General features: G+C 69.6%; 20 protein-coding genes and 4 tRNA genes. 12 read left to right on the forward strand and 12 right to left on the reverse strand.

What is annotated here, in order from left to right; translation table 11 throughout:
• The first annotated feature begins 7 nt into the window (after positions 1-7).
• From ACFUPX_RS33035 to ACFUPX_RS33045, 3 genes are all read left to right on the forward strand, one after another.
• Positions 8-80, forward strand: a tRNA-Glu gene (locus ACFUPX_RS33035).
• 39 nt (positions 81-119) lie between these two features.
• A tRNA-Asp gene (locus ACFUPX_RS33040) sits at positions 120-194 on the forward strand.
• 22 nt (positions 195-216) lie between these two features.
• Positions 217-290, forward strand: a tRNA-Phe gene (locus ACFUPX_RS33045).
• A 75-nt stretch (positions 291-365) separates the two neighbouring features.
• On the opposite strand, the gene ACFUPX_RS33050 is transcribed toward ACFUPX_RS33045, so the two are convergent.
• The 4 genes from ACFUPX_RS33050 to ACFUPX_RS33065 all read right to left on the reverse strand — a co-directional run bounded on the left by ACFUPX_RS33050 (position 366) and on the right by ACFUPX_RS33065 (position 3,631).
• Entirely contained in the window at positions 366-1,463 is a 1,098-nt protein-coding gene (locus ACFUPX_RS33050) for an ABC transporter permease (RefSeq protein WP_383331143.1), read from the reverse strand.
• A gap of 52 nt (positions 1,464-1,515) precedes the next feature.
• Entirely contained in the window at positions 1,516-2,370 is an 855-nt protein-coding gene (locus ACFUPX_RS33055) for a cytochrome c biogenesis CcdA family protein (RefSeq protein WP_383331146.1), read from the reverse strand.
• On the reverse strand, positions 2,367-3,152 hold the full coding sequence (locus ACFUPX_RS33060; protein WP_383331149.1) for a DsbA family protein: 786 nt from the start codon (positions 3,150-3,152) through the stop codon (positions 2,367-2,369). The genes ACFUPX_RS33055 and ACFUPX_RS33060 overlap by 4 nt, the downstream gene beginning before the upstream one ends.
• Positions 3,153-3,226: 74 nt before the next feature.
• Positions 3,227-3,631: a hypothetical protein gene (locus ACFUPX_RS33065; RefSeq protein ID WP_383331152.1), complete on the reverse strand. Its 405-nt coding sequence runs from the start codon at positions 3,629-3,631 to the stop codon at positions 3,227-3,229.
• 83 nt (positions 3,632-3,714) lie between these two features.
• Between ACFUPX_RS33065 and hrpA the strand changes: the two genes are divergently transcribed.
• The 3 genes from hrpA to ACFUPX_RS33080 all read left to right on the forward strand — a co-directional run bounded on the left by hrpA (position 3,715) and on the right by ACFUPX_RS33080 (position 8,335).
• Positions 3,715-7,683, forward strand: a complete 3,969-nt coding sequence (hrpA, locus tag ACFUPX_RS33070; RefSeq protein ID WP_383331155.1) for an ATP-dependent RNA helicase HrpA — start codon at positions 3,715-3,717, stop codon at positions 7,681-7,683.
• A gap of 95 nt (positions 7,684-7,778) precedes the next feature.
• Positions 7,779-7,853 (forward strand) — tRNA-Asp (locus ACFUPX_RS33075).
• 272 nt (positions 7,854-8,125) lie between these two features.
• Positions 8,126-8,335 (forward strand): DUF6274 family protein, encoded by a 210-nt coding sequence (locus ACFUPX_RS33080; RefSeq protein ID WP_383331158.1) that lies wholly within the window; start codon positions 8,126-8,128, stop codon positions 8,333-8,335.
• 559 nt (positions 8,336-8,894) lie between these two features.
• On the opposite strand, the gene bldC is transcribed toward ACFUPX_RS33080, so the two are convergent.
• Complete coding sequence (bldC, locus tag ACFUPX_RS33085) at positions 8,895-9,101, reverse strand: developmental transcriptional regulator BldC (RefSeq protein WP_003949541.1); 207 nt, start codon at positions 9,099-9,101, stop codon at positions 8,895-8,897.
• 488 nt (positions 9,102-9,589) lie between these two features.
• Positions 9,590-10,474, reverse strand: a complete 885-nt coding sequence (locus ACFUPX_RS33090) for a hypothetical protein (protein ID WP_383331161.1) — start codon at positions 10,472-10,474, stop codon at positions 9,590-9,592.
• A 210-nt stretch (positions 10,475-10,684) separates the two neighbouring features.
• Between ACFUPX_RS33090 and ACFUPX_RS33095 the strand changes: the two genes are divergently transcribed.
• Complete coding sequence (locus ACFUPX_RS33095) at positions 10,685-11,767, forward strand: Leu/Phe/Val dehydrogenase (protein ID WP_383331164.1); 1,083 nt, start codon at positions 10,685-10,687, stop codon at positions 11,765-11,767.
• A gap of 290 nt (positions 11,768-12,057) precedes the next feature.
• Positions 12,058-12,318: a DUF3073 domain-containing protein gene (locus ACFUPX_RS33100; RefSeq protein WP_383331167.1), complete on the forward strand. Its 261-nt coding sequence runs from the start codon at positions 12,058-12,060 to the stop codon at positions 12,316-12,318.
• Positions 12,319-12,440: 122 nt separating this feature from the next.
• On the opposite strand, the gene purM is transcribed toward ACFUPX_RS33100, so the two are convergent.
• On the reverse strand, positions 12,441-13,535 hold the full coding sequence (gene purM / locus ACFUPX_RS33105; protein WP_383331170.1) for a phosphoribosylformylglycinamidine cyclo-ligase: 1,095 nt from the start codon (positions 13,533-13,535) through the stop codon (positions 12,441-12,443).
• Between the two features lie 37 nt (positions 13,536-13,572).
• Positions 13,573-15,099: an amidophosphoribosyltransferase gene (gene purF / locus ACFUPX_RS33110; RefSeq protein ID WP_383331173.1), complete on the reverse strand. Its 1,527-nt coding sequence runs from the start codon at positions 15,097-15,099 to the stop codon at positions 13,573-13,575.
• A gap of 187 nt (positions 15,100-15,286) precedes the next feature.
• Between purF and ACFUPX_RS33115 the strand changes: the two genes are divergently transcribed.
• The 3 genes from ACFUPX_RS33115 (at position 15,287) to ACFUPX_RS33125 (ending at position 18,412) form a co-directional block, all read left to right on the forward strand.
• The gene (locus tag ACFUPX_RS33115) at positions 15,287-15,388 is read left to right on the forward strand and encodes a putative leader peptide (protein ID WP_383331176.1); all 102 of its coding nucleotides are present in this window, start codon (positions 15,287-15,289) and stop codon (positions 15,386-15,388) included.
• 77 nt (positions 15,389-15,465) lie between these two features.
• Positions 15,466-16,896, forward strand: coding sequence for a sulfatase (locus tag ACFUPX_RS33120; protein ID WP_383331179.1), 1,431 nt, complete (start codon positions 15,466-15,468; stop codon positions 16,894-16,896).
• Between the two features lie 181 nt (positions 16,897-17,077).
• Entirely contained in the window at positions 17,078-18,412 is a 1,335-nt protein-coding gene (locus ACFUPX_RS33125; protein WP_383331182.1) for an LPXTG cell wall anchor domain-containing protein, read from the forward strand.
• On the opposite strand, the gene ACFUPX_RS33130 is transcribed toward ACFUPX_RS33125, so the two are convergent.
• The 4 genes from ACFUPX_RS33130 to ACFUPX_RS33145 all read right to left on the reverse strand — a co-directional run bounded on the left by ACFUPX_RS33130 (position 18,372) and on the right by ACFUPX_RS33145 (position 21,575).
• Positions 18,372-19,184, reverse strand: a complete 813-nt coding sequence (locus tag ACFUPX_RS33130; protein WP_383331185.1) for an META domain-containing protein — start codon at positions 19,182-19,184, stop codon at positions 18,372-18,374. The two genes, ACFUPX_RS33125 and ACFUPX_RS33130, sit on opposite strands and share 41 nt — an antisense overlap.
• A gap of 106 nt (positions 19,185-19,290) precedes the next feature.
• Positions 19,291-20,085, reverse strand: coding sequence for a sterol carrier family protein (locus ACFUPX_RS33135; RefSeq protein ID WP_383331188.1), 795 nt, complete (start codon positions 20,083-20,085; stop codon positions 19,291-19,293).
• A gap of 9 nt (positions 20,086-20,094) precedes the next feature.
• Positions 20,095-20,733 (reverse strand): TetR/AcrR family transcriptional regulator, encoded by a 639-nt coding sequence (locus ACFUPX_RS33140; protein WP_383331191.1) that lies wholly within the window; start codon positions 20,731-20,733, stop codon positions 20,095-20,097.
• Between the two features lie 5 nt (positions 20,734-20,738).
• Positions 20,739-21,575 (reverse strand): M23 family metallopeptidase, encoded by an 837-nt coding sequence (locus tag ACFUPX_RS33145; RefSeq protein ID WP_383331194.1) that lies wholly within the window; start codon positions 21,573-21,575, stop codon positions 20,739-20,741.
• Between the two features lie 97 nt (positions 21,576-21,672).
• Between ACFUPX_RS33145 and ACFUPX_RS33150 the strand changes: the two genes are divergently transcribed.
• Positions 21,673-22,269, forward strand: a complete 597-nt coding sequence (locus ACFUPX_RS33150; RefSeq protein WP_383331197.1) for a Uma2 family endonuclease — start codon at positions 21,673-21,675, stop codon at positions 22,267-22,269.
• Positions 22,270-22,309: the final 40 nt, after the last annotated feature.

The following is a 22,309-nucleotide window of genomic DNA, read 5'->3' on the forward strand; positions in this document are numbered from 1 at the left end:
GCCCTTAGCCCTCATCGTCTAGTGGCCCAGGACGCCGCCCTTTCAAGGCGGTAGCACGGGTTCGAATCCCGTTGGGGGCACGCAACACCTTGTGCGAGACTAGTGCTCGCACAATGCTTGGTCCTGTGGAGCAGTTTGGAGTGCTCGCCACCCTGTCAAGGTGGAGGCCGCGGGTTCAAATCCCGTCAGGACCGCTTGCGATTCCTTGAATCGCGTGGCTGGGTAGCTCAGTTGGTACGAGCGATCGCCTGAAAAGCGATAGGTCGCCGGTTCGATCCCGGCCCCAGCCACTTCCCCGAAGGCCCCGTCCACTGGACGGGGCCTTCGCCGTTCCCCGGGCACTCCCCCGCCCCCAAAACGAACCCTCACCCCACAGCCGCATGCGCAGCAGGCCTCTCCCGGCCCCCCGGATGCCGGTGGCGCCACACCCAGAAGACCGCGGACGCAACCACCGCCCAAGCCGCCAGCACCAGAAACGGGAACGCGTGCTGATGGTTCCCGAAGTACACCGCCGTGTGCTGCGCGTTCACCGACGCCCCGGGCGGAAGCCACCGCCCGATGTGCCCCAGCACCGACGGCAGCAGCGGCCACGAAACCGCGCCGCCCGACGACGGGTTGCCCAGGAGCACCATCAGCCCCCACGTGGGAATCATCGCCCAGCGCCCGAACATCGTGTTGAACATCGTGAAGACCATCCCCGACGCGAACATCGTCAGCGCCAGGATCAGCCACGACTCGACGAACGGCAGATTCACCGCCCCCAGCCACCAGTCCACCACCGCCGCGATCACGAACCCGCCGAGCAGCGCGTACAGCACCGTGAAGCCGATCCGCTCCGCCGGATTCAGCCCCCGCGCATGCACGCTCAGCTGAATCGCACCGACGAAGCCGATGATCACCGCGGCCAGCGAGATGTAGAAGATCGCGAGCCCCCGGGGATCGCCCTCCTGGAGGGGCTTGATGTCCTTCACCGTGACCGGCACCCCCACCTTCTCGCCCACCTTCGGCGCCGTCTCGGCAAGCACCTGGGCGACCGAGGCCCCGGAAGCACCCGAGACGTCGAACGTCACCTTGTCCCCGGGCGCCACCGCGAGGATCGCGAAGACCTTCTGCTCCTCCACCCCGGTCCGCGCCGCGCCGATGCTGTCGTACTCGTGCACCTCCAGCGACGCGTTCAGCGCCTTCTCCATGCCGTCGAGGAACGCCTTGCCCCGCGTGGCCTCCTGGGCGCCGACCACCGCGGTGGGGATGCGGTGCGGGGTGGGGTTCGCCATGGAGTACGTGTACGAACCCGCGAAGAGCCCCGCTGCGGCGGCCAGGATGAACACCAGCACGATCGCGGGCAGGAAGGGTGACTCCTTGAACGACGACCACCGCTCGCCCCGGGTGGGAGTCCTCCCGTGGGCGCCGTGCTGCTGCTCTTCACGCTCGGACCGGTCGGGCTCCTGCTCAGGGTGAGACATATAAGTACGCTAAACCACCCAAAGAGGACTCACCCACCCTCACCCCCCTAAGTCACCCTCGCTCACCCTCGGCCTCCACCACCTCACGCCCCCTCCGCCGCCAAGCCCGCACCCCGAGCCCCGCGGCCACCAGCGCCACCACCCCCACCAGCAGCACCGAGTCCGGCACGGCCCGGCCCACGCCCCCGGCCCACCGCTCCACGGCGAACGAGTCATCCACGTCGAGCAGACCCGGCAGCGCGGTCGTCCCGTCGTAGGCGAGGAAGAGCGCACCGAGGGCCACGAAGAAGAGGCCCGACAGGAGCGAGGTCGTGTGGAGCTCGAAGCGGCCGATCCGGAAGGCACGCCCCCGCAGCCACCTCCGCCGCCCGAGATCGAAGCGCTCCCAGAGCAGCGCGAGCACGAACAGCGGCACCGCCATCCCCAGCGCGTAGACGGCGAGCAGCAGCCCCCCGTAGACGGGGCTGCCGCTCACGGCCGCCACGGTCAGCACACTGCCGAGGATCGGCCCCGCGCAGAAGCCCGCGAGCCCGTACACCGCCCCCAGCGCGTACACGGACACCGCGGTCGTCGGCCGGATCCGCCCCGAGAGCTCGGCCATCTTCCGCGAGGCGAACCCCATCCCCACGACCTGCAGCACCCCGAGCGCGATGATCAGCCACCCGGCGACGAGCACCAGCTGGTCCCGGTGTCCGAAGAAGAACCGCCCGGCGACCGAACCCGCCGCGCCAAGCGGCACGAGCGTCGTCGCGAGACCGGCGTAGAAGATGCCGGTGCGCGCGAGCAGCCGCGAGGTCGAGTCGATCGAGTACGCGAAGAAGGCGGGCAGCAGCAGGGCGCTGCACGGGCTCACCAGGGCGAGCAGACCGCCCAGGAACGCCGCGAAGTACCCGACGTCGGCGGTCACTTCTCCCCGCCCTTGCCCGAACCGCCCTTGCCCCCGGCGGCGGCCGCCTGCTCGATGGCCTGGTCGAAGACCTCGTCCGGCTGTGCCCCGGAGATGGGCCGCCCGTTGACCAGGAAGGACGGGGTCGACGTGGCCCCCAGGCCGTACGCCTCCTCCTGGTCCTTCTTCACCGCGGCCTTCGCGGCGGCGCTGCCCGCGTCGTCCGTGAAGCGGCCGACGTCCTTGACCCCGGCCTCCTTCGCGAGCTCCTCGAGCCGGTCGCCGCCGAAGCCCTTCTCCTTGGAGCCCTCGGCGTACGCGGCCGCGTGGAACTGCCAGAAGCGGCCCTGCTTGCCCGCGGCCCACGCGCCGCGCGCGGCGGACTCGGAGTCGGCGCCGAAGATGGGGAAGTTGCGCCACTCGATGCGCAGGGTGCCGTCGTCGACGTACTTCTTCACCAGGCCCGGCTCGGTGTCGCGGGCGAACTTGCCGCAGTAGCCGCACTTGAAGTCGGCGTACTCGATGAGCACGACCGGCGCGTCCGCGCGGCCCTGCGCGAGCGGGTCCTTGGCGTCGCGGCGGGCGAGCTTGGCCAGCTCGGGATAGACCCCAGCCTGCGGATCGGCGGAGACGTCCGCCGCGGGCTCCTCCTTCGCGGTGACGGAGGAGGGCTCGTCGGGCTTGGTCGCGCTGTAGGAAGCGGCACCGAGCAGCAGGGCGGCGACGGCCACGCCGGCGCCGATGGCGATGTTCTTCTTGCTGGACTTGCTGGGGTTGCTGGGCTTGCTGGGCGTCTTGGACATGGCTGTGCGGTTCTCCTGTTGCGTACGTCGTCGATCGAGGGACCCCTGGCTGAATCAGCTGGAACAGGGGTCTCCTAGACGCGCAGAACGGAGAGTTCTATCGGCGAGGGCGGCGCGAGCGCGGGTGGCGCGCGGCCCGGCGCGACGGCGAGCACTGCCTGGTCGGCGCCCCAGGAACCGGTCTCCGCATGGGCCTCGTACAGAGCGGGGAGCAGTTCGTGTGCCGCGCTGGGGCGCGGCGGCGCCACCGGACGGCCCCCGCCGTCCTGCTGCCCGCCCTTGCCACAGCCGGGCACGCCGTCGGCCTCGTGGACGAAGTCCGTCGACACAGCAGCCGCGGCCCGCGGCGGTTGGGCCGAAGAACCGGCCGACGCGGCAGACGCGGCGGATGCGGCGGATGCGGGCGCACAGAACACCCCGAGCACGACGAGCAGCACCCCGAGCAAGGGGCACCACGACAGACGCGCACGGGGCAACATGCCCGGAATCGTACGTCCCCGGGCGCCCCGCCAGATAAATCGGTTCGCCACCTTCGAGCGGCGGGTGAGATCCTGGACGCCGTATGTCTACGCAGCCTGCCCTCACCCTCGACACCCTCGCCCCCCGCCTGTCCGAGCTCTCGCTCCGCGACGAGCACCGGATCGGCCGCCGGCTCGAGGGTGCGCGCCGGATCCGCAAGCCCGAAGCACGGGCCTCCGTCATCGCCGAACTCGCGGCGGAAGTCGACAAGGCCGCGGCGCGGATGGCCGAGCGGGGCAGTCGTCTGCCCAAGATCACGTACCCGCAGGAACTGCCGGTCAGCCAGAAGAAGGACGACATCGCGGCGGCGATCCGCGACCACCAGGTCGTGATCGTCGCGGGCGAGACGGGCTCCGGCAAGACGACGCAGATCCCCAAGATCTGCATGGAGCTCGGCCGCGGCCTGCGCGGCATGATCGGCCATACGCAGCCCCGCCGCATCGCGGCCCGCACGGTCGCCGAGCGCGTGGCCGACGAGCTGAACACCCCGCTCGGCGAGGCCGTCGGCTGGAAGGTCCGCTTCACGGACCAGGTGGGCGCCGACACGTACGTGAAGCTGATGACGGACGGCATCCTGCTGGCCGAGATCCAGACGGACCGCGAGCTGCGCGCGTACGACACGATCATCATCGACGAGGCCCACGAGCGGTCCCTGAACATCGACTTCCTGCTCGGCTATCTCGCCCAGCTGCTGCCCAAGCGCCCGGACCTGAAGGTCGTCATCACCTCGGCGACCATCGACCCGGAGCGGTTCTCGCGGCACTTCGGGGAAGCGCCGATCGTCGAGGTCAGCGGCCGTACGTATCCGGTCGAGGTGCGCTATCGCCCGCTCCTCGAAGAGGACTCGGACGACACCGACCGCGATCAGATCACCGCGATCACCGAGGCCGTCGAGGAGCTCCAGGGCGAGGGCAAGGGCGACATCCTCGTCTTCCTCTCCGGGGAGCGCGAGATCCGCGACACGGCGGACGCGCTGAACAAGAAGGCCTTCAGGTTCACCGAGGTCCTCCCCCTCTACGCACGCCTCTCGCACGCCGAGCAGCACCGCGTCTTCCAGCAGCACACAGGAAGACGCATCGTCCTCGCGACGAACGTCGCCGAGACCTCCCTGACCGTGCCGGGCATCAAGTACGTCATCGACCCGGGCACGGCCCGCATCTCCCGCTACAGCCACCGTACGAAGGTGCAGCGGCTGCCCATCGAGGCGATCAGCCAGGCCAGCGCCAACCAGCGCAAGGGCCGCTGCGGCCGTACGTCGGACGGCATCTGCATCCGCCTCTACTCGGAGGACGACTTCGTCTCCCGCGACGAGTTCACGGACGCGGAGATCCTGCGCACCAACCTCGCCTCCGTCATCCTCCAGATGACCGCGGCCGGTCTCGGCGAGATCGAGAAATTCCCCTTCATCGACCCGCCGGACCACCGCAACATCCGCGACGGCGTGCAGCTCCTCCAGGAGCTCGGCGCCCTGGACCCCACGCAGAAGGACCCCAAGAAGCGCCTCACCCAGCAAGGCCGCAAGCTGGCCCAGCTGCCGGTGGACCCGCGTCTGGCCCGGATGGTCCTGGAGGCCGACAAGAACGGCTGCGTACGCGAGGTCATGGTGATCGCCGCCGCGCTCTCCATCCAGGACCCGCGCGAGCGCCCCGCCGAGAAGCAGACGCAGGCCGACCAGCAGCACGCGCGCTTCAAGGACGAGACGTCCGACTTCCTGACCTTCCTGAACATGTGGCGCTACATCCGCGAGCAGCAGAAGGAGCGCGGCTCGTCGTCGTTCCGCCGGATGTGCAAGGCGGAGTACCTCAACTTCCTGCGGATCCGCGAGTGGCAGGACATCTATACGCAGCTGCGTACCGTCGCCAAGCAGATGGGCATCCATCTCAACGAGGACGACGCTCCTGAGCAGCAGGTCCACATCTCGCTCCTGGCCGGTCTTCTCTCCCACATCGGGATGAAGGACGTGAAGGAGTCGAAGGACAGCGATCCCAAGCAGCGCGGCGGGCGGGGCGAGTATCTGGGCGCCCGTAACGCCAAGTTCGCGGTCTTCCCCGGCTCGGCCCTCTTCAAGAAGCCCCCGCGCTTCATCATGTCCGCCGAGCTGGTGGAGACGTCCCGGCTGTGGGCCCGCGTCAACGCGCGCATCGAGCCCGAGTGGGTCGAGCCGCTCGCCCAGCACCTCCTCAAGCGCACGTACAGCGAGCCGCACTGGGAGAAGGACCAGGCCGCGGTGATGGCGGTCGAGAAGGTGACGCTGTACGGCATCCCGCTCGTCACCGACCGCAAGGTGAACTACGGCCGCATCGACCCCGAGGTCTCCCGCGACCTGTTCATCCGCAACGCGCTCGTCGAGGGCGACTGGCGCACGCACCACAAGTTCTTCGCCGCCAACCGCCGCCTCCTGACCGAGGTGGAGGAGCTGGAGCACCGCGCCCGGCGCCGCGACATCCTCGTCGACGACGAGACGCTCTTCGACTTCTACGACCAGCGGGTGCCCGCGGACGTCGTGTCCGGCGCGCACTTCGACTCCTGGTGGAAGAAGCAGCAGCGCGAAGAGCCCGAACTGCTCGACTTCGAGCGGTCGATGCTCATCAACGAGCGCGCCGGTGACGTGTCGAAGGACGACTATCCCGACACGTGGCGGCAGGGGCCGCTCACGTTCAAGGTGACGTACCAGTTCGAGCCGGGCGCGGACGCGGACGGCGTCACCGTCCACATCCCGCTCCAGGTCCTGAACCAGGTCACGGCGGACGGCTTCGACTGGCAGATCCCGGGCCTGCGCGAGGAGGTCGTGATCGAGCTGATCCGCTCCCTGCCCAAGCCCATCCGCCGGCACTACGTGCCCGCGCCCAACTACGCGACGGCGTTCCTGGAGCGGGCGGTCCCTCTCCAGGAGCCGCTGCACGTGACGCTCGCCCGTGAGCTCCAGCGGATGGTCGGCGTGCCCGTCACGCCGGACGACTTCGATCTCACCCGCGTACCGGACCACCTGAAGATCACCTTCCGGATCACCGACGAGCGGCGCAAGAAGCTCGCCGAGGACAAGGACCTGGAGGCGCTGAAACTCCAGCTGCGGCCCAAGGCCCGCAAGGCGCTCTCCCAGGCGGCGGCCGCGACGGCCGAGCGCAGTGGCGGGGCGTCCGTCGAACGCTCCGGCCTCACGGACTGGTCCATCGGCTCCCTCAGCCGCGTCTTCGAGACGCGTCGCGCGGGCCAGCCGGTGAAGGCGTTCCCGGCGCTCGTGGACGACGGCGACACCGTCTCCGTATGCCTCTTCGACACCGAGGCCGAGCAGCAGCAGGCGATGTGGAAGGGCACGCGCCGCCTCATCCTGCGCAACATCCCGGTGAATCCGGCCAAGTTCGTCTCGGACAAGCTGACCAACGCCCAGAAGATCGCCCTGTCCGCGAACCCGCACGGCTCCATCCAGGCGCTCTTCGCCGACTGCGCGATGGCGGCGGCGGACAAGCTGATCGGCGACTTCGGCGGGCCCGCGTGGGACGAGGAGTCGTACCGCAAGCTGTACGAGAAGGTGCGGGCGGAGATCGTCGACACGACGGTCCGCGCGGTCAGCCAGGTCCAGCAGGTCCTCGCCGCCTGGCAGGCCTGCGAGCGCCGTCTGAAGTCGACGAAGAGCCCGACGCTGCTGGCCAACCTGACGGACGTCCGGGCGCAGTTGGACGCCCTCGTCGGCCCCGGCTTCGTCACGGCCACGGGGCTCCGCCGCCTGGCGGACCTGATGCGCTACATGGTGGCCGCCGACCGCCGGCTCCAGCAGATGCCGACGAACGTGCAGCGGGACACCGCGCGCATGGAGAAGGTCCACGAGATGCAGGACGAGTACGCCTGGCTCCTGGAACAGCTCCCGCAGGGCCGCCCCGTCCCGCGGGAAGTCCTGGACATCCGCTGGATGCTGGAGGAGCTCCGGGTCAGCTACTTCGCGCACGCGCTGGGCACGGCGTACCCCGTCTCGGACAAGCGGATCGTGAAGGCGATCGACGCCGTCGCTCCGTGATCACCGGTGCACCCTGGGTGAGTTCGACCGCCGGGCCTGCGCTGCTGTAGAGTCCTGTCTCGCAGCGCAACGCAGCACGAAGCGCCGCAAAGCAAGGTCCTGTGGAGCAGTTTGGAGTGCTCGCCACCCTGTCAAGGTGGAGGCCGCGGGTTCAAATCCCGTCAGGACCGCAGCAATAGAGGGGCCGCACTCACAAGAGTGCGGCCCCTCTTGCATGCCCGCACCACTCGCCCCGACCCGCTCGCCACTCTGCCAAGGTGGAGGCCGCGCCCGCGGCGCAGCCGCAATCCGACACAGCAAATCCCGTCAGGACCGCAGCACGACAGCCGCACTCACAAGAGTGCGGCCCCTCTTGCATGCCCGCACCTTGACTCCGTCACATTCCGCCGGTACCCAGACAACAGGGGACGGGGCGGGACCGCCCCCATCGGGAGGTGGCGTAATGACGGCATCTGCGGCGTCCGCACGGCATGAGACACGCGCTCTGCTGCGGGCCCATCTCTCCGCGGCGACCAGCTATCGCCATCTGACCCGGCACTGCCCGATCTGCCACCGGCTGGAGCGGCTGGCCCTGGAGACCGCCTCAGCCGCCCAGAGCGGCCGTGAGAGCGGCTGCGAGCCCGGGGAGGACGAAAGTCCCCCGAACGCGTGACCAAAGCCGACCCGCGACCCACCCCGGTGGTGGGAGGCTGAGGGGGCGGAGCAGAGCGGAGTGAGCGGGCGCGCGGAGCCAACTCCCCTGCGCGCTCCGGGATCCCCTCTAGCTCAGAGACATCGCGGACAACAAGGCTCACGACGTGTGACGGGTGTCACCGAACTAGTTTTGGAAACCCCCGAACTTACCCCCGCTTTACAACAGGTCAATTTAATATGTGCAATTGCACCACCCGGCACAGGGTCCGCCCAGCCCTCACAAGGGCGGCGGAAGGGTGGCGCCACAGGCTCCCCACAGCGCGCCCCCAGCACCCCTCAGAGACCAACAAGCCCGCTCACGGCGAGGCCCACCAGCACCTTCCGGGCGCACAAAAAAGATCGCGCTGGACCCGGCGGAGTCCAGCGCGATCTCAGACGACTCACCCATGAGGCTCAGGCGTGGGACCCGTTGGGGCGGGACCCGCGTCGTATGTAGCTATAAGTCGGACGTTGCGGCCGGATTGGGGGACCCAGCAGCAGTCGTTCTTTTCGTCCGGGTACTGCGGTTATGCGGTGGATCAGGCCTCGCTGCGCTGCTGCGGGATACCCGCGAGCAGTGCGCGGACCTCAGCCTCGCGGTAACGGCGATGGCCGCCGAGCGTGCGAATCGACGTGAGCTTGCCAGCCTTGGCCCAGCGCGTCACCGTCTTGGGGTCGACGCGGAACATCGTGGCAACCTCAGCCGGGGTCAGCAGCGGCTCGGCATCAGGGGTGCGAGCGGTCATGAGCGGCCTCCTCGGAGAACCGAACCTTCTCGGTTCATTCCTCTAAATTCTGCACCTTGACCCGCGTTGCCCGAAATGGCGGACGCGAGTCGAGTCGGTTATAGGACGAACGGCTTGTCCTCGGCACTACAACTACACCATCCGTCCAGCCACGTCGGCCAAACCGATGGAATTGCCCTCCCAGGTGTCTATCAGCGACGGAAGCCGATGGACCATGCCATAGCGGACAGTCACGCCACAGTGACGATCAGTCACAGAGCGATCAGGAGTCAACAGACCCCCCATAGCGCGCAATGCCGAGTATTCCGCCCAGACATGGACGGAAGGAGCCCTCCCCGGGCTCCTTGTCCTATTTTGGCACGAGGGGGGGCGATGGGCGCAAGGGCCCCGTAAGTGCGGTCCGTCACGCTTGAGACAAAAGCCCGGATCGGGACCTACGTCCCGTGTAGGCGACACGTAGGGATGGCCCACGCACGGCCCGCTGACGCTCAGTTCGAGAACTGACGGTCCCGGACCGCCCGCCATCGCTCCATGAGCCTCGCATACGCCACGCCGGCCCCCTCGCCGTCGCCGCCCCGCAGCGCCTCGATTCCCTCCGCCACGTCCGCGGCCGAGTGGTCCCCGTCGAGCTGCTCCTCGGTCAGGGCGTGCACGAGCCCGCCGTAGTCGAGCTCGACCAGCGAGCGCGGATGGAACTCCTCCAGCCACCGGCCCACGTCCGTGAGCCCGTCGACGAGCGGTCCCTCGTCCACCGTGTCCCGCAGCGTGCGCAGACCGCGGGCCACCCGGCGCCGTGCCTGCACCATCGGCGTCCGGTAGCGAAGGACGGGCGCGCAGTGGGCCGCCGCATCGCCCTCCTCGTGCCCCTCCTCGTATGCCTTCTCGTATCCCTTCTCGAACTGACGCTCCTCGTCCGAGACGAGCACGAACCAGTTCAGCGGCACCTGCCACGTCGCCGTACGGATCCACGGGCGCGCGTCCGGGTTCCGTGCGAGCCAGTGTTCGTAGTCCGCGGCCGTCTGGCGGCGCACCACCGGCGGCAGGACCGCGTCGAGCACCGGCGCCGGCAACTGCCCCGCCAGCTCCCCCAGGGCCTGCCAGCCCCGCAGCCTGGTGCGCCAGGGGCAGACGCACACCACCCCGTCGGTCTCCACCACGAACGCGTCGCTGCTCTCGTGCACCGGCACGGGCACCGGCGGCGTGGGCAGCAAGTCGGCCAGAGATCGCCGCAGTTCGTCCTGGTACGAGGGGCGGTCGGCGCGACGCGCGTAGCGGGCCCAGTGGCCGCGCTCGGCTTCGGGGAACGCGGCGAGTGGCTCATAGACACGCAAGTAGGACGCGTACGGAACGACCAACGAAGACACCTTGGGCACGGCTTGCTCCCTCCCCCGCGTACCGGCTGGAAAACACTGCAAATCGTGCCATGGCCGAACTCCGCCGTACCCCTGACTGCGCCGGGAGAGGGTGATCCTCGGCACTGCGCGGCCACCGGGTTCTTCCAGGCTCTAGTCTCATGCCCATCGGGCCCCGCCACCCGCACGGGCGCCCGCCCAACCGCCGCCACTTGACCGGGAGTCACCACAGTGACCGAAGCAGACAACGGCGTCCTGCACACCCTGTTCCACTCGGACCAGGGCGGCCATGAGCAAGTAGTGCTCTGCCAGGACCGTGCCAGCGGCCTCAAGGCCGTCATCGCCATCCACTCCACCGCCCTGGGCCCCGCCCTCGGCGGCACGCGCTTCTACCCGTACGCGAGCGAGGAAGCCGCCGTCGCGGACGCGCTGAACCTCGCGCGCGGCATGTCGTACAAGAACGCCATGGCCGGTCTCGACCACGGCGGCGGCAAGGCCGTGATCATCGGGGACCCCGAGCAGATCAAGAGCGAGGAGCTCCTCCTCGCCTACGGCCGCTTCGTCGCCTCGCTCGGCGGCCGCTACGTGACGGCGTGCGACGTCGGTACGTACGTCGCGGACATGGACGTCGTCGCGCGCGAGTGCCGCTGGACGACCGGACGCTCCCCCGAGAACGGCGGCGCGGGCGACTCCTCCGTACTCACCGCCTTCGGTGTCTTCCAGGGCATGCGGGCCTCGGCCCAGCACCTGTGGGGCGACCCCTCGCTGCGTGACCGCAAGGTCGGCGTCGCGGGCGTCGGCAAGGTCGGCCACCACCTCGTCGAGCACCTCCTGGCGGACGGCGCCGAGGTCGTGATCACCGATGTGCGCGAGGAGTCCGTGCGCCGCGTCACCCACAAGCACCCGGCCGTGACGGCCGTGGCGGACACCGAGGCGCTCATCAGGGTCGAGGGCCTGGACGTGTACGCCCCCTGCGCGCTGGGCGGCGCCCTGAACGACGCCTCCGTGCCGGTGCTCACCGCGAAGGTGGTCTGCGGCGCGGCCAACAACCAGCTCGAACACCCGGGCGTGGAGAAGGACCTCGCCGACCGCGGGATCCTCTACGCGCCCGACTACGTGGTGAACGCCGGCGGCGTGATCCAGGTCGCCGACGAGCTGCACGGCTTCGACTTCGACCGGTGCAAGGCCAAGGCGTCCAAGATCTTCGACACGACTCTTGCCATATTCGCTCGTGCGAAGGAAGACGGCATTCCGCCGGCCGCCGCGGCCGACAGGATCGCCGAGCAGCGGATGGCGGAGGCCCGTATCCGCTGATCCCGCAGGTGCCGCGAAGGGGCCCCGCCGACGTGCGCGAGAGACAAGACTCACCCCCGTCGGCGGGTCGCCCGGCAAGAAGAGGTTAAAATCGCAGTTGACCAGCGAGGACAGGGCTCCTCGCGGGTTCTGCGCCGAGGCGCGTCCTGCGGGCGACGTACCGTATGGCCGCAGGAGCAGGTACCGTGGAAGCCCTACGGACCGGCCTCTCCACGGAGAGCCCGTTCCTGATCATGAACGCGTGTCAAGACTCTGGGGTCACCAAGCCCCATATCCGAGGGGGTCGAGCCATGGGGCGCGGCCGGGCAAAGGCCAAGCAGACGAAGGTCGCCCGCCAGCTGAAGTACAGCAGCGGCGGGACTGACCTCTCGCGTCTGGCCAATGAGCTGGGCGCTTCGACTTCGCAACAGCCGCCGAACAGCGAGCCGTTCGAAGACGACGACGAGGAAGAAGACGACCCGTACGCCCAGTACGCGGATCGCTATAACGACGACGAGGACGAGGACTCTTCCGACGAGTCCGACTCTTCGCCGCAGCGCCGCGGCGCTTGACCTCGTTGCATTCGCAGCACTTGCAGTATTCGCAGTTCTCGTAGCAACTGCACTTCACCCGGTCCGGGGTGGTCACCACACCGGACCGGGTTTTGTGCTGCCCTGCGGGCCGCCGCACGGGCCTACTTCGCGTAGTCACCGATGAGCTCGGCGCCCGTCGTGTGCTCGCCGCGCTCGGTGATCTCACCGGCGATCCAGGCGTCCACGCCACGGTCGGCGAGGGTCGCCAGGGCCGCGTCGGCGGACTCCTCGGGGACGATCGCCATCATGCCGACGCCCATGTTCAGCGTCTTCTCCAGCTCCAGGCGCTCGACCTGACCGGCCTTGCCGACGACGTCGAAGACCGCGCCGGGCGTCCAGGTCTCGCGGTCGACGATCGCGTGCAGACCGTCCGGGATGACCCGGCCCAGGTTCGCCGCGAGGCCGCCGCCCGTGATGTGGCTGAAGGCGTGGACGTCCGTGGTGCGGGTGAGCGCCAGGCAGTCCAGGGAGTAGATCTTGGTGGGCTCCAGGAGCTCCTCGCCGAGCGTGCGGCCGAACTCCTCGACCCGGCGGTCCAGGGACCATCCCGCGCGGTCGAAGACCACGTGCCGGACGAGCGAGTACCCGTTCGAGTGAAGACCGGAGGCCGCCATGGCGATCACCGCGTCACCCTTACGGATGCGATCGGGTCCGAGCAGGCGGTCGGCCTCGACCGCGCCCGTGCCGGCGCCCGCCACGTCGAAGTCGTCCGGGCCGAGGAGGCCCGGGTGCTCGGCGGTCTCGCCGCCGATGAGGGCGCAGCCCGCGAGCACGCAGCCCTCGGCGATGCCCTTCACGATGGCCGCGACACGCTCGGGGTGGACCTTGCCGACGCAGATGTAGTCGGTCATGAAGAGCGGCTCGGCGCCGCACACCACGATGTCGTCCATGACCATCGCGACCAGGTCGTGCCCGATGGTGTCGTACACGCCGAGCTGGCGGGCGAGGTCGACCTTCGTGCCGACGCCGTCGGTGGCGGAGGCGAGCAGGGGGCGCTCGAAGCGCTTGAGGGCGGAGGCGTCGAAGAGTCCGGCGAAGCCGCCGATGCCGCCGAGGACCTCGGGGCGCTTCGTCTTCTTCACCCACTCCTTCATCAGCTCGACGGCGCGGTCGCCCGCTTCAATGTCGACGCCTGCGGAGGCGTAGCTGGCACCGGTGCCCGTGTGCGAAGCACGCTCAAAAGACTCAGTAGGCATGGGGGATGAGAGCTTTCGTGTCGTTACTACGGGTGGCTTACGGGCGACGGATCGCGTCGGCCGCTGCCGTGGACGCCGGTCCGGCGGCCAGCTCCGTCTCCAGGAGCTGCTTGCCGAGCAGCTCGGGGTCGGGGAGGTCCATCGGGTACACGCCGTCGAAGCAGGCGCGGCACAGGTTCGGCTTGTCGATGGTCGTGGCCTCGATCATGCCGTCGATGGAGATGTACGAGAGGGAGTCGGCGCCCATGGACTTGGCGATCTCGTCGATCGTCATGCCGTTGGCGATGAGCTCGGCGCGGGTCGCGAAGTCGATGCCGAAGAAGCAGGGCCACTTCACGGGCGGCGACGAGATCCGGATGTGGATCTCGGCGGCTCCGGCCTCGCGGAGCATCTTGACCAGGGCGCGCTGGGTGTTGCCGCGGACGATCGAGTCGTCGACGACGACAAGACGCTTGCCCTTGATGACTTCCTTGAGGGGGTTCAGCTTGAGACGGATGCCGAGCTGGCGGATCGTCTGCGAGGGCTGGATGAAGGTCCGGCCCACGTAGGCGTTCTTGACGAGGCCGACGCCGAAGGGGATGCCGGAGGCTTCCGCGTAACCGACCGCGGCGGGCGTTCCCGACTCCGGGGTCGCTATGACGAGGTCGGCTTCCGCCGGAGCTTCCTCGGCGAGTTTTCGGCCCATCTCGACGCGCGAGAGGTAGACGTTCCGGCCGGCGATGTCGGTGTCGGGGCGCGCCAGATAGACGTACTCGAAGACACAGCCCTTGGGCTTCGCTTCCGCGAATCGGGACGTTCGCAGTCCGTTCTCGTCGACCGCGATGAACTCGCCGGGCTCGACCTCGCGGACGAAGCTGGCGCCGCAGATGTCGAGCGCCGCGGACTCCGATGCGACGACCCAGCCGCGCTCCAGGCGGCCGAGGACCAGCGGGCGGATGCCCTGCGGGTCGCGGGCCGCGTACAGCGTGTGCTCGTTCATGAAGACGAGGGAGAAGGCGCCCTGCACGTCCGGCAGGACCTTGGTGGCGGCTTCTTCGATGGTCAGCGGCTTGCCGTCGTCGTCCACCTGACCCGCGAGGAGAGCCGTCACCAGGTCGGTGTCGTTGGTCGCCGCGACCTGGGTCGCGCGGCCGTTCTCCTTGGGCAGGGCGGCGACCAGCTCGGCGAGCTGGGCCGTGTTGACGAGGTTGCCGTTGTGCCCGAGCGCGATGGAGCCGTGCGCGGTGGCACGGAACGTCGGCTGGGCGTTCTCCCAGACGGAGGCCCCGGTGGTCGAGTAGCGGGCGTGACCGACCGCGATATGACCCTGGAGCGAGCTGAGAGAGGTTTCGTCAAAGACCTGGGATACGAGCCCCATGTCCTTGAAGACAAGGATCTGGGAGCCGTTGCTGACCGCGATTCCCGCGGACTCCTGGCCTCGATGCTGGAGGGCGTACAGCCCGAAGTAAGTGAGCTTGGCGACCTCTTCACCCGGAGCCCAGACACCGAAGACGCCGCAAGCGTCCTGGGGGCCCTTCTCGCCGGGGAGCAGATCATGATTGAGTCGACCGTCACCACGTGGCACGACACCGAGTGTAGGCGAGATCGACCACTGGTCCGAATTGGGGATACGGACCCCGCACGGAGCGTGATGACACCGCCGGTGCGTACGGGGTGACGCGCGTCGGTGCGTACGGGGAGTACGAAGCCCTTGTGAACAGGTGAGCGGGAGCGTTGACAGGGGCGGGCGGGTCCCGTGAAGCTCCTGGTCCATGCCCCTGCTGCCCCTCGATGACCCGTCGGTCGTCCTTGTGGAGCGCCGCCACGTCGACCTGGTCCGTGTCGCGAGCGCCATCTGTCGCAGCGCTGTCTGAGCTCACTCTCCGTCTACTTTTTCCCGACTTCGGGTACGTGCCCTCCGCCGCGCCGTGCCCCGTTCAGGAGCGCAGCCATGTCAGCGACGTCCTCGTCCCCCCAGTACTCCCGATCGTCCCGGTCCGCCCTGTCCCGACGCGCCTTCGGGGGCGCGGTGGGTGCCGGTGCCGCTGCCGCCGCGGTGGGCCTGCCCGCCACGGCCGAGGCCCAGGAGCGGCCCTTCCGCGCCGCCCCGCACCGCGGCGCCAAGCGGCCGAACATCCTCTTCATCCTGGGCGATGACCTCGGCTGGGCCGATCTGTCCTCCTACGGGGCGCCGCACATCAAGACCCCGAACCTGGACCGCCTCGCGCGCCAGGGGGTGCGCTTCACCGACGCCTACGCGGGGTCCGCGACCTGCTCGCCGACCCGCTTCAGCCTCTACACGGGCCGCTTCCCCGGCCGTACTAAGGGCGGGCTCGCGGAGCCCATCGCGGACAAGTCGGCCGGGCTCGAACCGACGCATCCCACGCTCGCCTCGCTGCTGCGGGACGCCGGGTACGCGACGGCCCTGATCGGCAAGTGGCACTGCGGCTACCTGCCGGACTACTCGCCCACGAGATCGGGCTGGGACGAGTTCTTCGGGAACTTCGGCGGGGCCCTGGAGTACTACTCGAAGCTGGGGCTCGGCGGTGAGTACGACCTCTACGAGGGCGACGCCGAGTACAAGGACCTGCGCTACTACACGCGCATCCTGACCGAGCGGGCGAGCGAGTACGTCCGGCGGGACCACGGCGACAAGCCCTGGCTGCTCAACCTGAACTTCACCACCCCGCACTGGCCGTGGATAGCCGACGGGGACACCGAGGAGAGCGCCGAGATCGTACGGCGGATCAGGGCGGGCGAGCAGGGCGCGCTCTGGCATCAGGACGGCGGCTCCGTCGAGAAGTACACGGAGATGGTCCAGGACCTGGACCGGTCGGTCGGCGAGGTCCTCAAGGCCCTGAAGAAGTCCGGGCAGGAGAAGGACACCCTCGTCTTCTTCGCCTCCGACAACGGCGGCGAGCGCTTCTCGTACAACTGGCCCCTGTCGGGCAACAAGGCCTCCCTCCAGGAGGGCGGCATCCGCGTGCCGACGATCGTGCGCTGGCCCGCGCGGCTCGACGGCGGGCAGGTCAGCCACGAGCCGGTGTTCACCCCCGACTGGACGGCGACGCTGCTCGACGTCGGCGGGGCGCGGCCCGATCCCGCGTACAAGCTGGACGGGACCAGCCTCGCGCCCTATCTGCTCAAGGGCGAGGAGCTGGCGGAGCGTGAGCTGTTCTGGCGGGTGCGCGGGGAGCGGGCGCTGCGGCGCGGCCAGTGGAAGTACTACCGGGGCAAGGGCGGCAAGGACCAGCTCTTCAACCTGGCGGCGGACCAGCGGGAGCAGGCCGACCGGGCGCAGGACGAGCCGAAGCGGCTCGCGGCGCTGAAGGCGGCCTGGGAGAAGACGGACAAGGGGCTGCTGCCGTATCCGGCTGCCTGAACCTGGTTTCTCCCTGTTCCCGGGGCCGCTGCCTGAACTGGGCCTTAAGCGCGGCCTAAGAAGCCTTCCCAGGGGTTCGCGTGGACCGAAGTGATCGCTAGCGTGCCTGGCGCGCGCCCAAGTCGATCTACAGATCCGCTTGATCTACAGGTCCGCGCGAACCCCACCCGGAAGGTCCCCCATGAAGCCGTCCCCGCGCCTCTGTCTCATACCGGCCGCCGTGGCCGCCGCCCTGACCGCCGCCGCCGCAGCTCCCGCGCCCGCCGCCGACGAGCCGGAGCGGCGCGTCCAGGTCGCCATGGTGAACTTCACGGACAGCCGCATCCCGGACGCGGGCAAGCTCGAAACCGCCCTGAAGGACAACTACTTCGGCGCCACCGGCTCCCTCACCTCGTACTACAACGAGGTCACCGGAGGCGCGACCACCTTCAAGGCCGCCGGGGACGACGGGATCGCCGGGCCCGTCGACATCGACCTCGCGGCGACCGGCTGCGACACCGGCAAGATCAACGACCTGACGCGCAAGGCGCTCGCCGCGAAGGGCGTGTCCGAGGACAGCTACGACCATCTGTCGCTCGTCTTCCCCTCGGAGAAAGCAGGCTGCGACTGGCTCGCGCTCGGCACCGTCGGCGGCGGCACCACCTGGATGCCCATCGGCGCGGACGGCAAGATGTCGATGACGGCGCTGGTCCACGAGTTCGGCCACAACTTCGGCTACAGCCACCACATGCGTCTTCGCTGCCCCGACGGCGACCTGGGCGAGGGGTGCGAGGAGGACGGCACCAGCCACAAGACCCCGATGGGCGGCGGCGGTTGGGAGGCCGGGCTCACCTCGCCCGAGCTCCTGCACAACAAGTGGCTGACGGGCGGCGAGGTCGCGAAGGCCGACAAGTCGGCGACCTACACGCTGCGTCCGCTGTACGGGAAGGGCAGCGGGGTCCGCGCTCTAGACATCCCGCTGGGCGACGACCGCCTGGTCGTGGAGCTGCGGCACGAGTCCGGCACCGTGGACGGCGAGGTCCAGGGCGTGCACGCCTACCGGGTGCCGGACGGGGACTACGCGAAGTCGGCGCTCATCGACCCGACCCCGGACGCCGACGAGTCCACCGGCGGCGACGCCCCGGCCGACGCGGACGCGCTCAAGGCGGGGGCGAAGCTTTCGGACGAGGCCCAAAAGGTCGAGGTCGAGGTCACGAAGGCGGGGGCGGAATCGGCGACCGTACGGGTGAGCCTGGACGGGGTGGCGGCGGCGGCTCCGGCGAAGGCCCCCGAGCCCACGAAGAGCGAGCCCGCGGGCGCCGCCAACGACGCGCGCCCCGAGGGCAGTTCCAACGACGCGCGCCCCGAAGGCAGCTCCACCGAGCTCGCCGAGACCGGCGGCGACTCCGAGACCACGCTCGCCTACTCCGTCGGCGGCGGCCTGCTGCTCGCCTTCGGCGGCGCGTTCCTGCTGAAGTCCCGCACCCGCAAGGCCGCTACTTCTGCTTCTCCTGCTTCAGGTCGGCATTCGCGCTGACGACCGTACCGTCGGCGGCGGTGAGCGAGAGCCCGCCGTCGCTCAGCCGGTAGCTCACCTTGCCGTCGAAGAGCTTGAGGAGCTTCTTCTCGGTCTCCCCCGCGGCTCCCTGGCACATCATCCGGGTGGTCCGGGGAGCGCCGAGGGTGATCTGCCCGTCCTTCACCTCGGCCTTGGCGGTGACGCTGTTGCAGCCGAGGTTGCCGCGGACGGTGCCGTCCTTGCCGAAGGTCAGATGGGCCTTGCCGTCCACTTCCTTCGGCAGGGGCGCCGTGGCCTTGCGGTCTCCGACGGCGTTCACGTTCCACTTCGTGCCCGTCAGCGGGGTGTCCGGCTTGGAGGTGAGGGCCACGCGGTCTCCCTTGTCCGTGGTGAGCGTCAGCTTGTCGCCGTCGACGGCGGCCTTCAGCTCGCCTTTGCCGATGGCGCCCTTGAGGGCGCTCTCGAAGTCCAGCTCGTCGCAGCCCCGCTTCGTGGAGAGGGCATTGGCGAAGCCGACGGTGTCGCCGTCCATCGACACGTCCGCGGTGAAGCCGTTGCAGCCGTAGTTGCCCTCGGCCTTGCCCTTGTCGCCGATCTTGACGTACGCGTCGCCGGGGGCCTGCTGCTTCTTGCCGTCCACCGTGAGGCTCTCGACGCTCCAGTGGACGCCGGTGAGGTTCGGTCGGGACCCGACGGACCCGCTGCCGGAGCCGGTCTCGGTGCCGCACGCGGTGAGCATGCCCGCGGCGGCCAGGGCCATGACGGTCGGAGTCAGTCGTTGCTTCTGCATGCCGCTGTGACGGGACAAGTGGGTGATCTGGTTCCCCTCCGGTCCGCCGATGGGGTCCCCTCCGGTCCGCCGATGGGTTCCCCGCCGGCTCCCCGGCGCGGCCCGGCTAGCTCATGACCGGCAGCAGCCCCGCCAGATCCGCCCGCTCCCCGCTCGCGCTGATCTTCGCCGCGTCCAGGGCCGTCTTCCAGTCCGTGCGCCCGGTCGCGAGGCGGATCCAGGTGAGCGCGTCCGTCTCGACGACGTTCGGCGGGGTGCCGCGGGTGTGCCGGGGCCCTTCCACGCACTGGACCACGGCGAACGGCGGGATCCTGACCTCGACGGCGCCGCCGGGTGCCTGCACGGCGAGGGCGTCGGCGAGCAGCCGGGTGCAGGCGGCGAGGGCCTGCCGGTCGCAGGGGACGTCCAGGCCCGGCACCGCGTCGTTCAAGTCGTCGGTGTGGACGATGAGTTCGACCGTACGCGTGACCATGAAGTCGTCCAGGGTCATCGCCCCGAACCGGGTGGGCATGAGCCGCCCGGCCGTGACGTCGGGCAGCGCGGCCTCGAATTCGGCGAGCGTGCGCCCGTACAGCTCGCCGAGATCCTCCTGCGCGGCGAACGCCCGCACCGCCTCGTCCACCTGGCCCGCGGCCGAGGCGGTCGCGAACGGCCAGTCGAGCAGGGCCACTTCGCGTGCCGGGGGCTCCGGCATGGCGAGGAAGCGGGTGGCGCCGCCGAGCGCCATCGTGAGGTGCGCGGCCAGCTCGCGGACGCTCCAGCTCCCGAGCCGGGTCGGCAGGGCGAGCTGCGCGGGCTCCAGGGCGCCGACCGCTTCCCGTACGTTCCCGAACTGGGCGAGCACGGCGGTGCGGATCTTGGCGGAGTCGTACGAGCGCGTGCGCTTCTTGGCCGGTGGCATGGGCCGAGCCTAATTCTTCCCGGGGTACCCCTGGAGACCCTTTTCCACCTGGCCGAAGACGCGCTCGGCGGACGCGACGCAGTCCTTCGCGATCTCGTCGAGCGGGTCGCCGGCGAGGGTGCGCCGGTGGTTCTCCATGATGAGCGCGTTGCGGGCGCCGATCAGCTGCGAGGCGGCGACGCGGGCGAGGAGCGGGTCGCCCGTCTCCTCGGCGAGCGCGTCCGTGAGGAGCTGGACGCTGCTCATGTGGAAGCCCACCATGCGGTGCGCGAGGGTCGGCGTCTCGCTGATGAGCTGGCGCACCTTCAGGGCGCGCGGGTCGGGGCTGAGGCCGATCGAGGGGTCGTGCCCGGCGATCTGCTCCAGGAACTGGCCGCGCATCGCGGCGACCGCGGACTCCCCCGGCTGCCGCTCGCGCACCGCGCGGGCCGGGTCGCCGACGTGCTCCTCCATCGGGCTGACGATCGCGCCTTCCTTGGTGCCGAAGTAGTTGAAGACGGTCATCTTCGACACCTCGGCGGCCTCGGCGATCTCCGCGACGGACACGTGGTCGAAGCCGCGCTCCGAGCAGAGGTCCACAGCTACCCGCCAGATCCGCGAGGCGGTCTGCCTCTTCTTGCGCGCACGCAGCCCCAGCTCGTCAGTCATGCAGGTCACGGTACCGGGGCGGCTTCTTCCCGCACCGTGAACGTCTCGCCGCCCGCGGGCACTCCGACGCCCCGCCAGCGGAACGGCACACCCCGCGCGGTGCCCAGGTCGGGGCCGTCCATCAGCTGGAAGTGCACGTGGGGCTCGGTGGAGTTGCCGGAGTTGCCGCAGCGGGCCATGACCTGCCCGGCCCGGACCTCGTCCCCGGCACGCACCGCGAGCGAGCCGCGCTGCACGTGGGCGTACATGGCGTACGTCCCTTCGCCGAGGTCGAGCACGATGTGGTTGCCGACTACGCGGCGGGCCCCGCCCACCGCCCTGCCGACGCCCTCGACCACGAACAAGTAGAGGTACGCGAGCAGGGAGTTGCGGCTGAGGTGGTCACGCTGGCCGTCCTCCGCGTGGACGACGGTGGCGTCGGCGACGGCGACGAGGGGTGCCCCGAAGGCAGGGAAGGCGCGATTGCCCCGCGCGATGGGCCAGAGCCAGGCGAAAGCGGGACGCTCCCCGCCCTCGGGCTCCGCCACGATGTCGATGGCGTAGGTCTGCCCGAGGGCGTGCGTGCCGTGGCTCGGCACCTTGTCAGCGGGGCTGTTCAGCGCGGACCAGCGGCCGGTGACGGGCGGATCCGTCTCCACGGTGGCCGGAGGATCTGCCGCTATCTCCCTGTTGACGGAAGCGCGCCGCGCGAGGGCGATCACGATCACCCCGACGATCGGGATCCAGCCCACCCAGTACGGGTAGGGCAGGTCCACGAAGAACCCGGCGATCACTTGGCCCATGACGTACAGGACCAGCAGGTACTGGAGCCGGACGGCGAATGCGCGCTGACGTACAGACATGGTGCGTGAACCCCCTCATATGGGTGATCGATCCCCGAACACCCCCGCACTGCTGGTCAGCGGACAACACTGGCCGTTGCCCAGGGAGGAGTGCAACATGACAGTCATGGCCGAGCACACATCTCAGATGTCGGTGGAGGAGTTCGAGCAACTCGCACGATTCGCCGAGAAGCAGTTCGAGGGCGTCAGGTTGGAGTTCGTCAACGGGCGGATCGGGGTCAAGAACGTGCCGGATGGAGATCACGTCGAGATCGTGACGTGGCTGCAGGAGCAGTGCATGCAGCACCGGCCGGACCTGAGCTTGTACAGCGCGGAGCACGGGTTGACGATCGGGACGTACCGGAAGGGCCGCGCGCGCCCGGACAGCTCGCTCGCCCCCAAAGGCTATTTCAAGGGCCGCCGCGACTGGGCCGACGCCAGCGGTGTGCTCATGACGGTCGAGGTCACGTCACACGACGCCGACACGCACCGTCGGGACCGCGAGGAGAAGCCCGCCGCCTACGCGGCGGCCGGCATCCCGGTGTACCTGCTCATCGACCGCGAGTTCGGCAAGCTGGTGGTCCACAGCGGCCCCGACGCCCAGACCGGCGCCTACACCGATGTCCACGAGCTGCGACTGGGATCCGCCGTGGACCTGCCGGACCCGGTCGGCTTCAAGCTCGACACCGCAGAACTCCTCGACTTCCTCGGCTGACCGACGCCGACGCCGAAGGCCCCGTCCGACGACCTGAAGT

Origin of the sequence: Streptomyces sp. NPDC057302 (assembly GCF_042667685.1) — a bacterium.
Classification (GTDB): Bacteria; Actinomycetota; Actinomycetes; order Streptomycetales; family Streptomycetaceae; genus Streptomyces.